This window comes from Limisalsivibrio acetivorans (assembly GCF_000421105.1).
Classification (GTDB): domain Bacteria; phylum Chrysiogenota; class Deferribacteres; order Deferribacterales; family Geovibrionaceae; genus Limisalsivibrio; species Limisalsivibrio acetivorans.
On the sequence record NZ_ATWF01000001.1, the window covers coordinates 532066 to 547957 of the forward strand.

The following is a 15892-nucleotide window of genomic DNA, read 5'->3' on the forward strand; positions in this document are numbered from 1 at the left end:
TACACGTTATGCTGATTATTAGCATATATACTTATAGTACTCAATAAAAAAGCGGCCCCAGTCGAGGCCGCTTGTAGTAGCTATCTATTGAATTCCTATTAGAATCCCTGGGAAATACCGAATATCTCCGGATAAACCGCAAGGATAATGAGGATAACCGCCTGTATCGCAATGAACGGCAGAACACCTCTGTATATCTCAGTTGTTTTAACCTGCGGCGGTGCAACCCCTTTCAGATAAAACAAACTGAAGCCGAAGGGAGGCGTCAGGAATGATGTCTGAAGGTTCATGGCGATTAGTATCGCAAACCATATGGGGTTTATACCTATCGCCTCTGAAATGGGCACCAGAATAGGCACGATAATGTAGGATATCTCAATGAAATCGATGAAGAATCCGAGGACCATGATCGATATCATGGAGAGAATCAGAAAACCCCATTTCTCGCCGGGGAGCCCTAGCATGAACTCCTCAACAATCATATCACCGCCGGTGTAGGTGAACACCATGGAGAACGCCGTGGCGCCAACAAGGATACCGAACACCATCGCAGTAATCTTAACCGTCTCCAGTGAGCTGTCGAATATGAGCTTAAAGGAGAATTCCCTGTACAGAATGGAGAGTATCACAGCTCCGACACCACCCACTGCGGCGGATTCCGTAGGCGTTGCAACCCCGCCGAAGATCGAGCCGAGTACGAGAATGATAAGCACAAGGGGGGGCACAATCGCCTTAATAGCCTTGAATACCTGCTGTTTCTTCGTTCCGTGGGAATCCTCTATACGAACGGGGGGAGCCGATTTCGGATTAAGGAATGAGATGATTACGATATAGATAACATATGCGCCCACAAGGTACACACCGGGCCACACAGCCGCCTTGAAAAGATCACCCACGGGAACCTGAAAAACATCCCCGAGGATTATGAGAACGATAGATGGGGGGATAATCTGCCCCAACGTTCCCGCAGCACAGATGGTTCCTGTGGATAGCTTGTTGTTGTAGTTATACTTTATCATAACCGGGAGGGAGATAACCCCCATCGCCACAACGCTGGCTCCCACAACGCCCGTGGATGCCGCAAGGAGTGCGCCCACAAGTACCGTACTGATGGCAAGACCTCCCCTCACCTCGCCGAAAAGAAAGCCCATGGATTCAAGGAGCTTCTCGGCAAGCTTCGTCTTCTGGAGAACGATACCCATGAAGATGAAAAGGGGGATAGCCATAAGGATCGTGTTGTTCATGATGGCGAAGATACGGTGGGGCATGAAGGCAAACATAAGCCTCCCCGCCTGCAGACCCTCCATAAGACCGGCATCGAGACCTACGGACATGATGCCCGCTATCATTCCGAATATGACGGATACCGCCCCGAAGGTGAACGCAACGGGATATCCGAAAAGAAGCATAAACAGGGCACAGAAGAACATTATGATTCCTATCATGATGCGCCTCCCTGCATCTCTTTGGGCTTCTCTCCGCCTCTGCGGATTATATTGATGTTCTTTACGATATAGCCGACACTAGCCAGTGCAAGCATTGAGAATGCCAGCGGCACAACCGCCTTAATCAGCCACCGGTGGGTCAGTCCGCCGGGGTCTCCGCTTATCTCACCTGTAACATATGCCTCTTTAACAAAGCCGATGGAACCGGAGGCGATGAGCAGGGAGAAGGGGATAAGGAACACAAAGGTTCCAACTATATTGATAACAGCCTGCTTCTGGGGGCTGATATTGTCGTATATAACGTCCACTCGAACGTGGCCGTCCTCCTTAAGCGCATAAACTATGCCGAGGAGAAACACAATAGAGAAAAGGTGCCACTCCATCTCCTGAAAGGCGATATTTCCCGTTTTAAAGAAGTAGCGCATTATAACGTCGTAAAAAACGTTCAGCGTCATCAGAATCATAAGAGCAGCTGTAAAATAACCGAGCCAGTCGGAAGCCTTGTCATAGATTCGTTCTATTTTATCCAGCATATTAGTCCTATCCTTAGTTAGTTTTTCTCTCCAAACGGAGAAAGGGGTTAACCCCCTGCCCTTCAGCTGAGTGTTAACCCCTGATTTCGATATTTTTAACCAGCTATAAAAGCCTGTTACTCTTTGAGGTTGTCCTCAAGATAGTAGTAGTCTGACATCTGAGTCCAAACCCTTACCTTGTTGAGGTACGCCTCTTGGGAATCGAGGATCTTCTTGAACATGGGGTTGTCCTTTGCTTTTTCAGCAAGAAGCTCGTTGTTTGCCTGCTTCATAGCATCCATAACCTCTTTGGGGAAGGTTCTGATCTTGATGTTAGGATACTCGGAAGCGATCTTGGACCACGCCTCGGAGCTCATGTGGTAGTTCTCAGCATACATATCGTAAGCGGAGAGCCTCATTGCTGTTTCGAGGATAGCCTTGTTCTCTTCGGAAAGCTTGTCGAAGGCCTTCTGATTCACGAGGAACTGAAGTTCCGTTGCGGGCTCATGCCATCCTGTGTAGTAGTAAGGGGCGATCTTATGGAAGCCCATCTTGATGTCCATTCCGGGACCAACCCACTCAAGGGCGTCGATGGTTCCTCTTTCAAGTGATGTATAAAGTTCGCCGGGGGGGATGTTTGTTACAGCGAGCCCAAGCTTTGCAAGAACCTCTCCGGCAAAACCGGGGATCCTCATCTTAAGGCCTTTGAGGTCATCGAGGGAGTTAATCTCCTTTCTGAACCATCCGCCCATCTGGTTTCCTGTGTTACCGCCGGGATAGGAGAGCATGTTGTGCTTGCTGTACACTTCCTGCATAAGTTCCATACCGCCGCCGTAATAGAACCATGCGTACTGCTCGGGTGCAGTCATACCAAAGGGCATGGTTGTGAAGGCGAGGAATGAGATATCCTTACCCTTCCAGTAGTAGGAAGCGGAGTGCGCCATCTGATACTGGCCGAGCTTAACCATGTCAAATACGCCGAAGGGGGCCTTGTGCTTGTTTGCGGCATCGATGCGGATAGTGAAGTCGCCGCCGCTCATTTTCTCGACCATAGAAGCCATATTCTCAACGGCATCGGTGAAGGGTGCGAGTGTCGGACCCCAGGTCATGGCGAGCTTCCAGCGTACCTTTTGATCAGCAGCAAAAGCGGAAACGCTCAGCATCATAACAACGAGCATCGCTGCAAGGATTGTTCTTGTTAACTTCATAGACATCTCCTTTAAACAAATATTAAAAAATAACCACGGTCTCCGGAAACCGCTTCTTAAATCATCATCGGTATTTATGAACCAATGTGATATATTACTATATTTGCATACTACAAAACACGCCTGTACATGTCAATTCAAAAGCTAACTATATATTAGCACATAACTCCGTTCATTTTACACAAAGTTTACATATATGATTTCATTATTTTTTATAATTTAACCTATGACTGTAATATCGTTCCATTTAAGTTAAATTTAATACATATGATTAACTTTGAGCATATAATTCCCTCTGTCTGACAAAGCGGAAAACATTAATGATGAACCCAAAGTACCGCATCAAACGCTGGCGTTAATATTAATCAACAAAATTGTCCGTTGTGTTTTAAAACAGCGGGGATTATTGTATTGAAAAATTCCGCACCGGTGTATTATGCCCATACTCCTCAATCTTATTCAGGAAATGTCTGTATTTGCTGTTATCGCCTATCTTTACAGCAAAACACCTACTTTCCGCCCCCTCATTACCGGCTCATTCCGTACCAAGGACTACGTTTTCCTATACATATTCTTCTCTGCCCTGACCATAATGGGGACGTATCTAGGCATACCTATAAAGGACGCCATCGCAAACACAAGGGCCATCGGCGCAGTTATGGCCGGGCTTCTTGGCGGACCGCTCCTCGGGGGTGCAGTAGGGCTTACAGGCGGACTGCACAGATATATGCTCGGCGGGTTCACCGCCGCCTCCTGCGGAGTCTCTACCACTGTTGAGGGCCTGATTGGCGGCTTTGTACATATGTATCTGATACGCCGAAATGAATCCCATAAGGTTTTCTCCTTCAAGGTGGCTTTCTTTACAACATTTATCAGTGAGATAACCCAGATGAGCCTTATCATGCTTATATCAAGACCCGTTACTGAAGCATGGGATCTCGTGCGTGTTATCGCCCTGCCGATGATCTTCGCAAACTCCCTCGGAGCGGCGCTCTTCATAAGCATCCTGAAGGATCAGAAGAATATGATAGATGTTTACGGCGTAACCTTCTCCAAAAAGGCGTTAAATATCGCAAACAAGACCCTCGGACTGCTCTCCAAGGGAGTAAAAAGCGATACAGCAGAAAAGCTCGCCAAGGTTATCCATGAGGAAACCGGTGTCGGTTCCGTCGCAATCACCGATACCGAAAAGGTTATCGCCTTCATAGGAATGGGTGCGGATCACCACAAGCCGGGTACTGTCATATCCTCCCAGTGCACCCTGCGCTCCATAAGGAACAACGAGGTTGTCTTCATAGACGGCATAAGCGAGAAGTACGAATGCTCCATTGATGAACACTGCCCCCTCGGCTCCGTTCTTGTGGTTCCGCTTAACGTGGACGGTGAGATCATCGGGACAATCAAGATGATGGAGCCGAAGAACAGGCGTTTTCTCGGCATAAACAAGTCCTTTGGTAAAGGTATCGCGGAGCTCCTCTCCACCCAGCTCCTGCTATCGAAGTACGAAGAGCAGAAAAACCTCCTTGTTAAATCGGAGCTTAAGCTGGTACAGGCGCAGGTGAATCCCCATTTCCTGTTCAATACCCTAAACACAATAGGCTCGGTTATACGTACAAATCCAGAGAAGGCAAGGGAGCTTATAATACACCTCTCCAGCTTTTTCAGGAGCAACCTCAAGCGCACCAGCGACATATCAACCCTTCGGGAGGAGGTTGAGCATATTAAGTCATACCTCATTATAGAAGAGGCTCGCTTCAACGACCGTCTCCGTGTGGATATACAGATACCCGAGGAATTTATGAATATACGTATACCCGCCTTCTCCCTCCAGCCCGTTGTGGAGAATGCTGTCAAGCACGGTATATCAAGCCTCATGGGCGAAGGTGTAATCTCCATATCTGCAAAAGTCGGGGATGGAAAGTGCACAATAACCATAGAGGATAATGCCGGTGCATACTGCATGGACAAGAAGAGCAAAACAGGTATCGGAATGAAAAGCGTGGACAGACGTATAAAAAACCTCTGCGGCAATCAGTACGGTATAGATACGGAATGCTCGGAGGGTGAATACACAAGGGTTATGATAGTAATACCCGAAGAGGGGTGCGGCGATGAAGTATAGAGCACTTGTGATCGATGACGAACCATACGCAAGGGAGGAACTCAAGTACCTCCTGAACGAGTCCGAGCTGTTCGAGTATGCCGGAGAGGCTGGAAACGCCGTTGAGGGTGTAAAGCAGGTTAACCGTCTTAAACCGGATATTATTTTCCTCGATATACAGATGCCCGGAATGGACGGGTTCGAGATGGTAAGCATGCTCGATCCCGAGCGTATGCCCTACATCGTCTTTGTGACAGCGTACGATGAATACGCCCTCAAGGCCTTTGAGGAGAGCGCACTCGACTATCTGCTTAAGCCAGTAGAGGCGGAAAGGCTGGAGAGAACAGCCGTTAAGGTCGAAAAGGTTCTCTCCGGCGGTGCTACGCCCAACTATCCTGAAAAGAAGCTGGAAAAAATACCCTGCACTCTGAAAAATATCATCAAGATCATAGATATAAAGGATATAGAGTACGTCTCCTCTGATATGACAGGGGTTCATGCAATTACCCCCGAACGGAGCTACCTCACAGATCTGACCCTTAAGGGTATCGAGTCAAAAACTGATATGCTTCGAACCCACAGGCAGTTCCTCGTTAATAAGGAGCACATAGACAATATAGTTATCAATGAGAACCAGTCTGCGGATCTTCATACAAAATCAGGCAAAACCGTTCCAGTAAGCAGACGCTTCCTGAAGCCGCTGAAGGATGCACTCGGCATATAAAAACCGCTTAGCCCCCTCCCCCTGCCGCTTAACATATCTATACAACCGCTCAGCACTCCGCACGTATAAAACACCCCGTCATATCGTTATTATTAGTGACATACATAAACGGAGGTGTTTTAATGCTGCTCTTTTTCATTTGCACAGCCCTGCTTATCGCAGGCTACTTCACATACGGACTTCTGGTGGACAGGATCTTCGGTTCCGATCCCACCAGAGAAACCCCCGCAGTAACCATGAACGACGGTGTGGACTACGTTAAGATGTCCCCTAAGAAGATCTACCTTATCCAGCTTCTCAATATCGCCGGTCTCGGACCGATATTCGGTCCTATCCTTGGTGCACTCTACGGCCCCAGCGCACTCATATGGATCGTAATCGGCTGTATCTTCGGCGGTGCGGTACACGATTACTTCTCCGGCATGCTCTCCATACGCTACAAGGGACAGTCCATCCCCGACTGTGTAGGGCATAACCTCGGCAATTTTTTCAAGCAGTTTATGAGAGGCTTCTCTGTTCTTCTCCTTCTGCTTGTGGGCGTTGTTTTCGTACTCGGTCCCGCAAAGCTTCTGGCGAATATGACATCCCTCCCTGTTATGGTGCTTGTGGGTATCATCTTCTGCTACTACTTCATCGCTACGATCCTCCCCGTGGATAAGATAATCGGCCGTGTCTATCCCCTTTTCGGCGCAGTGCTTATCTTCATGGCGGTGGGGCTCACTGCAGCTCTCATTGCAAGGGGCTACAGCTTCTACCCCGAGCTTACCCTAAGCAATATCCACCCCAAGGAGCTCCCCATATGGCCCCTTATGTTCATCACCATCGCCTGCGGTGCCATCAGCGGCTTCCACGCCACCCAGTCACCCCTAATGGCAAGATGTGTACCTAACGAAAAATACGGCAGGAAGATTTTCTTCGGCTCCATGATAGGAGAAGGTATCATCGCCCTCATATGGGCAACCCTCGGCATGTCCTTCTACAGCGGAAGTGCAGATCTCAATGCGGCACTGGCCCAGGGCGGACCCGCCTTCGTGGTAAATGAGATCTCAACCACACTCCTTGGCGGAGTTGGTGGACTGCTGGCCATCGTCGGTGTTGTTATCCTCCCCATCAGCTCCGGCGACACAGCATTCAGAAGTGCGAGGCTGATCATTGCAGATTTCCTCAAACTCCCCCAGAAAGAGGGTGCAAAAAGGCTTATGATAGCCGTTCCCCTTTTCCTCGTGGGCTTTCTCGTATCAAGGACGGAGTTCGGCCTCATCTGGAGATACTTCGGCTGGGCAAACCAGACCCTTGCTACAATCGTACTCTGGGCATCTGCGGCGTATCTCATAAAGCAGGCTAAGTTCCACTGGATAGCGAGCATACCCGCAACATTCATGACCGCTGTGGTAATGACGTATCTATCCTATGCTGAAATAGGTTTCGGGCTGGATCTCACAACGGCTACTGCCATAGGCATAATCTCTGCGGCTGGATCCTTGGCGGCCTTCCTTTACAAGTTCAGGAACTGGGAATCAACGGAGACAGAAGCGGTACAGACTACATAACAAACTCCTGCAAGTCTGAAATATGATACAAAAAAAAGGGGAACCTGAGCAGGTTCCCCTTTTTTTTGCAGCGTTTATCTTTAAGAGGCTGTTGCAACCTCCTCCCCGCCTATTATTACTCCGTCCTCCATCTCTATGGTGCGTTCCGCCCGCTCTGCATACTCACGCTGGTGAGTAACCATCACAACGGTCAGCCCTTCGGAGTTCAGATTTTTAAGTATATCCATTACGGCGTCGCCGTTCTTCTTATCAAGACTTCCTGTGGGTTCATCGGCAAAGAGTATGGAAGGACCTGCGGCAATGCTCCTTGCGATTGCAACCCTCTGCTGTTCACCTCCGGAGAGCTGTGAGGGGAGCCTCCCCTCTTTTCCGGAAAGGCCGACCTTTTCTAGCGCCTCAGATGCCCTATTCCTTTCACTCTTCCCCGCAGGGAGCATGCTGTTGAGAAAGGGGAGCATAACATTCTCGTAGGCGTTCATATAGGGCATGAGATGATGAAACTGGAATATCATCGATGCCTCTTTCCTGCGGAAACGATTGAGCCTGCTCTCTTTCATCTCTCCCAGTTCCTCACCGCAGAAGATAACCTTACCCTTATCCGGCTCGAGGAGTGAGGAAACAACATTAAGAAGCGTACTCTTACCTGATCCGGAACGTCCGGTAAGGCTTACAAACTCACCCTTGCCCACATGGAGAGATACCCCCTTGAGCACAGGGGTCACAATGCCTTTACCAGTGTAGCTTTTATATACATTTATAACTTCAAGCATTTATAACCTCACAATTGCGCTTGCAGGCTCTGTCCTTGCCGCCTTAACAGCAGGGACTATGGAAGCCGCAACGGATATTAAGGTAACCACACCTATGCTGATGAGCAGATGCGAGGGAACGAAACTGGAACCGGCGGCTTCCACCAGATCCATACGCTTCAACAGCTCATCGGCTGTGAAAAGACCGGAGTAGAAGCCGGCCAGTGCGGATATTATGCCGATGAACACAGCCTCAAAGGTGAAAATGAAGAATACCTTAAAGCGGGAGTAGCCCATGGAGCGAAGTATTCCTATCTCACTCCGTCTCTCCGCAACACTTGCCATCATAAAAACTGCCAACATAAAGCATGCGGTAACAAGGATTACGCCGCTTACGGCAAGGACAAGCTTCTGTACGAAGCCAATGGTGAACATCCTCTGTTTAACCACATTCTGCATCGCAGTAATATCTGCACCAGGGAGGTTCTTTTCAATCTGGACAACAATATCCCCTATGGGGCAGCCTGCACAAAGGGCGGATACCTCAACAAAGGTGACCTCGCCGGGTCTGTTTTTAACGCTCTGGAGTGCGCCGATATCCATAAAAACAAGCCTGTCGTCATCGGTTCCGGATTCCGCCAGAACACCTGCAACATTGAAGCTTCTGCCGTCCAGTTCAACGGTCTCCCCCTGTTTAAGTCCGAGCACAGAGGCAGCCTGACTTCCGGCTATGATATCATCCTTACCGGGCTGCTGTTCGCCGTGGATAAACCAGTAGCTCTTGATCTTAAGCTCCTCTGTCCAATTCACCCCTGCGGCAGCAAATTCACGACCGTTAAGGGAGAATGTTTCGAGAAGCTTTGGTGCGACTGCGCTTATTCGCTCTTTGAGCTCAATACCCAAAACACCATCTTCCACGGTCTGCTGTTGAAGCTTCTGGACGTTATATGAAAGGTTTCCCATGGAGAACCCGCCGTAGCTTACATCAAGGGAGTCCGAGCCGGGGCGGATAAGGATATTTGCGCCGTAGGCTGTGAGTTTTGATTCAAGGCTCTCGCCTATACTGGCAGAAACGTAGTAAAGCCCCACAACGGAGAGTATCCCCGCTGTGAAAACCGCAGTAAGCAGGAACGTGCGAAGCGCCTTACGGCGCAGGTTCCTGAAAGGTATAGTGATTATATTCATCTAATCAGCCTCAGAAGTATCTGGAGCCCATGGCTATATCTTTGATATCAAGGTATACGTAGCCGTTCTTCTCTTCCCTTTTAAGCGGTGACGGGTTGCATCCACCCTTCACAACGTTGATCTTAAGGGAGTGGAAGCGCATTCCGCAGTTGTTGCATACCATATACACACCCTGCTGGGAGTAACCCTTCTTCTCACGGTAGCAGACATCGCATGCATCAAAGGCGGCTCTAACCACACCATCGGTGCTTCTAAGCAGAAAGTAGCGTATCTCCTTGCCGCCGAGCTTGGTTTCATAATAGTGAGCCTTCCCATCATTAACCTCTTTAACAGGAATCTTAACAACGCCGTTTTCCGGCTTCATAGTCTCGTATTTGCTCCCCCAACCCCATGCAGTGAGCATTACAAAAAGCGAACCTAGCAGAATGAATTTAAAGAACCTTGTCATCTTATCCTCCGGACTGTGTTTTATCCTAGTCGTTGGCTAGTATTACAGAGTTTAATAAAAACCCCGCTCTTAAACAGGGGTTTCGCTTGATTCATAGTCATTGACTGGGAATATACCCATAAGTTCAGATTTTGCAACGCTATTATATATTTCGAATATTCGTATCATCGCATAATCATGATTTAGAGCCTTATTCAAGAGCTTTTTCAATTAATAATCTGACACATGGATTACAAATATCAGAGATGTTTCTAACAAGAGTTCTTTAATATCCGAACAATTCTATTATGGAGGACAACTGTGAAAAAACTGACTTATCTTTTTCTTGCCGGGCTTCTTGCATTCAGCATAGCAGCCTGCGACGGCTCCAGCAGTGATGACGAAGACAACAAAACAGAGGATAACGGCACAGAGGACAATATAACCGAAGTGAATCCTGTTAATGATACTGTAACTCTTTCCGTACTTGGAACATACAGTACTGGCATATTCGATGAGAGTGCTGCTGAAATAGTAGTTTACGATGATGTAAACAACCAGCTTTTCGTAGTAAACGGCGACACGAAGGCCATCGATGTTATAGGCATAGATAACCTGTCTGCTCCCGTCAAGCTTGATTCCATCGATCTTTCCGCATACGGTGACGGCATAAACAGCGTTGCGTACCATAACGGCTATGTTGCCGCAGCTGTTGAGGTTGAGGCTGAGGATGATCTTGGAACACAGCTGGACGGTAAGGTAGTTTTCTTCACAGCGGACAACTTCACAATCGTAAACACGGTAAGTGTGGGCGCCCTTCCTGATATGGTAACATTTACACCCGACGGAAACGGAGTTGTGGTAGCGAACGAAGGTGAGCCCAACGACGACTACTCCATCGACCCCGAAGGTTCCGTTTCATATATCGACATAAGCGGTGGAGTTGAAAGCGCATCTGTAACAGAGATGGACTTCACATCCTTCAACGACCACAAGGATTCCCTCAAGGCTTCCGGTGTAAGGATCACAGGTCCCGAAGGCACTACAGTTGCCCAGGATGTTGAGCCTGAATACATAGCTGTATCAGCAGACTCCAAGAAAGCCTACGTATCCCTCCAGGAAAACAATGCTATGGCAGTTGCAGACCTCGAAGCAAAGACCATAGCCGCCATACTCCCCTATGGGTACAAAGACCACAGCCTTGAAAAGAACAGCTTCGATATGTTCAACAAGGATGAGGTGGCAAAGCTTGAAACACACCCAATCAGAGGCCTTTACATGCCCGATGCCATCGCAGCTTTCACAGCCGACGATTCAAACTACATCATAACAGCAAACGAGGGTGACGGCAGGGAATACGCCACAGAGGACGAGAATGGAGACGACATAATCCACTATATCGACGAAGAGAAGCTTGAGGACATGCCCCTTGATAACGAAAGCTTCTCCGCTGAATTCATAACACTCGCCGCAGACGGTGACAGCAACCTTAGAATAATAACCACCGAAGGTGATACCGACAAAGACGGCGCCTACGAAGAGCTCTACAGCTTCGGAACACGCTCCTTCTCCATATGGAGCACCGCTGGTGAGCTTGTTTACGACAGCGGCAATGATTTCGAGAGGATAACCGCTGAGATGTACCCCAACTATTTCAACGCTTCAAACGACAGCAACGATATAGATGACAGAAGCGACAACAAAGGCCCCGAGCCCGAGGGTGTTACTGTCGGCGTTATTAACGACGCAACCTTTGCCTTCATAGGCCTTGAGCGTATGGGTGGAATAATGGTTTACAACGTTTCCAACCCCGCTGAGCCCAAGTTTGTTCAGTATATCAACAACAGAGACTTCACCAAGGATCCCGAAACCGAGCTTGCAGAAGCAGGCGACCTGGGACCTGAAGGCCTCTATTTCATACCCGCCTCAAAGAGCAAGAGTGGCAAGAACCTTCTTGTTGTCGGCAACGAGGTAAGTGGTACGACAACCATATATGAGGTTTCCTACACAGAAGCTACTGAGTAGTACCAACCAATAAAAGTGCGTTACTTTCCTATATTTTGCCCCCTCCATGTGAGGGGGCTTTTTTAATCCATCTCTTGAAGTATTTGTGAAGCGGATTTATTATAATCGAACACAAAAGGTCAAACCTTTGAGGAAGGAGTAATGCGCAAATTCCTGAATCTTTTCATTCCCAGGACCATAAAGTCCCAGATGGTAATAATGATCTCCATCGTTGTCGTCCTGCAGATACTAGTAACCGTAGCCATATTCCAGAGCCATATAGCAGACTACTACGAGGATTATATAGGAAGCCGTGTCATGGGAATCGCCAAAACCGTGGCAAGGATGCACACCGTAAGGGAGGCTCTGGCGGAGGATATCCCTGTCAGGGATGTGCAGAAACTGGCGGAATCGGTGCGCGAGGATACCGGGGCGGAGTTTGTGGTTGTGGGGAGGCCGGACGGCACGAGGCTCTCCCACCCTAACCCCGAAAACATTGGCAAGACCTTCGTAGGCGGTGATTTCCGCAGAGCTATCGAGGACGGGATAAGCTACGTTTCAGAGTCTGTGGGCACCCTTGGTCCCTCGCTGAGAGGCTTTTCTCCCGTTAAAAACGCCGATGGTAGAATAATCGGTTTTGTCTCCGTGGGATACCTTAAAACAGATGTGGACAGGGAGATATTTCTTGCCCAGAGAAAACCCGCCACTTACGTCTTCATGATGGTATTCATAGGGCTTGTGAGCGCCGTTATCATTGCTGGCTATGTTAAAAGGATAACCCTCGATCTTGAACCCTCCGAGATAGCCTCTATGCATAAGGAGCGGGAGATCATCCTGAACTCTGTACGGGAGGGGATCATTGCCGTTGACTGCACAGGTAGAATTCGCTTTGCAAACAATGAGGCAGGCCGCATACTTCATCTTGAAAATGACATTAACCGTAAAGATATAAACGAAATAATGCCGGATAGCATCATAACCAAGCGTCTCTTGAACTGTGAAGAGGGGCACGACGAAGAGATCCGCACCGGTGAAGACACGCTAATATTCAATATCACCCCCGTATACAGCAGAAGCAGGGTTGAGGGTGTTGTGGCAAGCTTCCGCCGCAGAGATGAGATAGACTATATAAAAAGGGAGCTTAACACTGTCAAGGAGTGCTCGGAGATGCTGAGGGTTCAGAGCCATGAGTATTCAAACAAACTCCACACCATAAGCGGTCTTCTGCAGATAGAGGAATACGAAGAGGCGAAGGATATTATCCTGAAGGAGTCCGAAGGGTATCACTCCCTTGTGGAATACCTCGACAACAGTGTGAACTGCACTCTCATAAGCGGAACGGTGATAGGAAAGTATAACCGTGCCTGCGAGCTCAAGTGCGAGTTCGAGCTGTACAGAGATGGAGGATGGCCCGCTCCCCCCGCCTCACCGGATGATGCTGTAACTATCCTCGGAAACCTTCTGGACAACGCCATGGAGGCTGCACGCAACAGCGAAAAGCCGTGGATTAAACTCAGCCTCTACACCGATGATGACATGCTCGCCGCACTGGTAGAGGATAACGGGCCAGGGCTCAACCCCGAGAACAACATCTTCGCTAAGGGCTACACAACGAAGGGTGACGGCCACGGCATAGGGCTGTACAACGTTGTGATGGCCCTTGAGAACGCAGAGGGAAGGATAGAAGCTGGGAACCGTGATGAGGGTGGTGCATACTTCCGTATCTTCCTTCCGGCTGCTGAAGAAATCATAGAGGAGCAAGAGGCATGATACGGGTCATGATAATCGAAGACGACAGAAATATCGCCAGCCTCCACAGCAAGTTCACTGAAAAAGTGGAAGGGTTCACTCCGGCGGGGATAGCAAACAGTCTGGAGGAGGCAGAGGAGATGGCGGAGATACTTGAACCCGATCTTGTTCTGCTGGATCTCTTCCTCCCCGACGGTAGCGGTATGGAGTTTCTGCGTGGGATTAGAAGCAAAGGGATCGAGGCGGATGTAATACTGATTACAGCGGCAAAGGATGTTAAAAGCCTGCAAAGCGCCATGCGCGGCGGAGCGTTTGATTATATAGTCAAGCCTGTGATATTCGAACGGTTCAAGCAGTCTCTCAACCGCTACAGGGACTACACAGCAGAGCTCGAGAAGAGCGCAACACTCGAGCAGGGGGATATCGACCATATACTGGACAGGCACAGCGAAAACAGTATCCAGGACCTGCCGAAGGGGATATACCCCATTACCCTGAAAAAAATCACGGCGGTTTTCGACAACGGAAAGGACGGTCTCTCCGCAGAGGAGGCGGGGGAACTCATCGGCGCAAGCAGAAATACCGCAAGGCGATACCTCGAATACCTCTCCGAAACGGGCTTCCTCTATGCAGATATTGACTACGGGGCGGTGGGGAGACCGGAGAAAAAGTTCTACCGTCATAATTAGTTATTTATAACTAGAAATCTACCTTAATAGACCCATCGCTCATCTGTGAGCATAATGAGCAAAACCTCTTTTATTTCCTTTAATACCCTTATTTCCTAATGATTTACAATGGTCTTACCAGTGTTATATTACCTGCTATGGAAACAATGAAACGGTGTTATCCAAGACCGTTTTGAAACATAGGAGGTTCCACCATGTTATACGTTCAGTTTTTATTCCTTCTTGTAATGCTCTACATCGGAAGCCGTTACGGCGGTATAGGCCTCGGAGTCGTCTCCGGTATAGGTCTGGCTGTTGAGGTCTTCATATTCCAGATGACCCCCACATCACCCCCCATAACCGTTATGCTCATCATCCTTGCGGTTGTAACCTGTGCATCTATCCTCGAAGCGGCGGGCGGTTTAAAGTATATGCTACAGGTTGCCGAACGGCTGTTGAGATCGAATCCGAAGCGTATCACAATCTTCGGCCCCCTTGTTACATACACCATTACCTTCATGCTCGGAACAGGGCATGCGGTGTACTCCATCATGCCCATTATCGGCGACGTTGCCCTTAAGAACGGTATAAGACCCGAACGTCCCATGGCGGCGGCTTCCGTCGCATCACAGCTCGCCATCACAGGAAGCCCCATCTCCGCAGCTGTTGTATACTACCTCAGCCAGCTGAGCGGAATAAGCAGCAATATAACTCTACTCTCCATACTCGGTGTCACAGTTCCCGCAACTATCATAGGAACCATAGCCATGTCACTATACAGCCTCCGCCGGGGTAAGGAGCTTAAGGACGATCCCGAATACCAGAGAAGGCTTCAGGATCCCCTCTGGAAGGAGAAGATCGAAAACACCACAGCAACCACACTTGACGAAGAGCTCCCCGCCTCTTCCAAGCATGCAGTAATGCTCTTCATTCTCGCACTCTTAACCATCGTTGTGATAGCCATGTTCCCTGAAATAAGGACCATCGGCGGCGCAGAGAAGCCCGTTAAGATGTCCATAATAATCCAGATGATGATGCTCGCCTTCGGCGGTATAATCATGATAGTAACCAAGACCAAGTCCGCAAAGGTTCCCGAAGGGGTTGTATTCAAGTCCGGTATGGTGGCGGCAATCGCTATCTTCGGTATCGCATGGATGAGCGACACCTACTTCCAGCACGCAATGCCCAGCTTCAAGGAAGGTATCACCGGAATGGTACAGAACTACCCATGGACCTTCGCACTTGCTATGTTCATAGTATCCGTTGTTATCAACTCCCAGGCGGCAACCTGCCGTATGATGCTACCCGTGGGTCTCGGCCTCGGCCTCAGCCCTGCCCTGCTCATCGGTATCATGCCCTCATGCTACGGATACTTCTTCATCCCCAACTATCCCTCTGATATTGCCACATGCAACTTCGACAACACCGGCACAACAAAGATAGGGAAGTTCTACTTCAACCACAGCTTCATGATTCCGGGACTTATAGGAGTTCCAACGGCATGTGTTGTGGGATACTTGCTGGCAAAGGTACTGATAGGATAATAAAAGAGCAGCATAACCCCTCTTGA

At 48.9% G+C, this 15892-nt stretch carries 13 protein-coding genes; 7 read left to right on the forward strand and 6 right to left on the reverse strand.

What is annotated here, in order from left to right:
* Positions 1-98: 98 nt before the first annotated feature.
* The 3 genes from K300_RS0102550 to K300_RS0102560 all read right to left on the reverse strand — a co-directional run bounded on the left by K300_RS0102550 (position 99) and on the right by K300_RS0102560 (position 3165).
* Positions 99-1445 carry a TRAP transporter large permease gene (locus K300_RS0102550; protein WP_022850095.1) on the reverse strand — a complete coding sequence of 449 codons (1347 nt, stop codon included), beginning with the start codon at positions 1443-1445 and terminating at the stop codon, positions 99-101.
* On the reverse strand, positions 1442-1978 hold the full coding sequence (locus tag K300_RS14290) for a TRAP transporter small permease subunit (RefSeq protein ID WP_022850096.1): 537 nt from the start codon (positions 1976-1978) through the stop codon (positions 1442-1444). Before K300_RS14290 ends, K300_RS0102550 begins: the two co-directional genes overlap by 4 nt.
* Positions 1979-2094: 116 nt before the next feature.
* A complete protein-coding gene (locus tag K300_RS0102560; protein ID WP_022850097.1) occupies positions 2095-3165 on the reverse strand; it encodes a TRAP transporter substrate-binding protein in 1071 nt (356 codons plus the stop codon).
* Positions 3166-3601: 436 nt separating this feature from the next.
* Between K300_RS0102560 and K300_RS0102565 the strand changes: the two genes are divergently transcribed.
* The 3 genes from K300_RS0102565 to K300_RS0102575 all read left to right on the forward strand — a co-directional run bounded on the left by K300_RS0102565 (position 3602) and on the right by K300_RS0102575 (position 7540).
* Positions 3602-5287, forward strand: a complete 1686-nt coding sequence (locus K300_RS0102565; RefSeq protein WP_022850098.1) for a LytS/YhcK type 5TM receptor domain-containing protein — start codon at positions 3602-3604, stop codon at positions 5285-5287.
* Entirely contained in the window at positions 5277-5990 is a 714-nt protein-coding gene (btsR, locus tag K300_RS0102570; RefSeq protein ID WP_022850099.1) for a two-component system response regulator BtsR, read from the forward strand. Before K300_RS0102565 ends, btsR begins: the two co-directional genes overlap by 11 nt.
* A gap of 122 nt (positions 5991-6112) precedes the next feature.
* A complete protein-coding gene (locus K300_RS0102575; protein WP_022850100.1) occupies positions 6113-7540 on the forward strand; it encodes a carbon starvation CstA family protein in 1428 nt (475 codons plus the stop codon).
* Positions 7541-7620: 80 nt separating this feature from the next.
* Here the strand turns inward: K300_RS0102575 and K300_RS0102580 are convergent, their stop codons facing one another.
* The 3 genes from K300_RS0102580 to K300_RS0102590 are packed head-to-tail and all read right to left on the reverse strand — an operon-like array spanning position 7621 to position 9922.
* A complete protein-coding gene (locus tag K300_RS0102580) occupies positions 7621-8310 on the reverse strand; it encodes an ABC transporter ATP-binding protein (RefSeq protein ID WP_022850101.1) in 690 nt (229 codons plus the stop codon).
* Positions 8311-9474 (reverse strand): ABC transporter permease, encoded by a 1164-nt coding sequence (locus K300_RS0102585; protein WP_022850102.1) that lies wholly within the window; start codon positions 9472-9474, stop codon positions 8311-8313. It abuts the gene before it with no gap.
* 10 nt (positions 9475-9484) lie between these two features.
* Positions 9485-9922 carry a DUF2318 domain-containing protein gene (locus K300_RS0102590; protein ID WP_022850103.1) on the reverse strand — a complete coding sequence of 146 codons (438 nt, stop codon included), beginning with the start codon at positions 9920-9922 and terminating at the stop codon, positions 9485-9487.
* Positions 9923-10222: 300 nt separating this feature from the next.
* Here K300_RS0102590 and K300_RS14295 point away from each other — a divergent pair, with 300 nt between their 5' ends.
* From K300_RS14295 to K300_RS0102610, 4 genes are all read left to right on the forward strand, one after another.
* Positions 10223-11926 (forward strand): choice-of-anchor I family protein, encoded by a 1704-nt coding sequence (locus K300_RS14295; protein WP_022850104.1) that lies wholly within the window; start codon positions 10223-10225, stop codon positions 11924-11926.
* Positions 11927-12067: 141 nt separating this feature from the next.
* Complete coding sequence (locus K300_RS14300; RefSeq protein WP_022850105.1) at positions 12068-13675, forward strand: ATP-binding protein; 1608 nt, start codon at positions 12068-12070, stop codon at positions 13673-13675.
* On the forward strand, positions 13672-14343 hold the full coding sequence (locus tag K300_RS0102605; protein WP_022850106.1) for a response regulator: 672 nt from the start codon (positions 13672-13674) through the stop codon (positions 14341-14343). The genes K300_RS14300 and K300_RS0102605 overlap by 4 nt, the downstream gene beginning before the upstream one ends.
* 194 nt (positions 14344-14537) lie before the next feature.
* Entirely contained in the window at positions 14538-15866 is a 1329-nt protein-coding gene (locus K300_RS0102610) for an anaerobic C4-dicarboxylate transporter (RefSeq protein ID WP_022850107.1), read from the forward strand.
* Positions 15867-15892 lie beyond the last annotated feature (26 nt).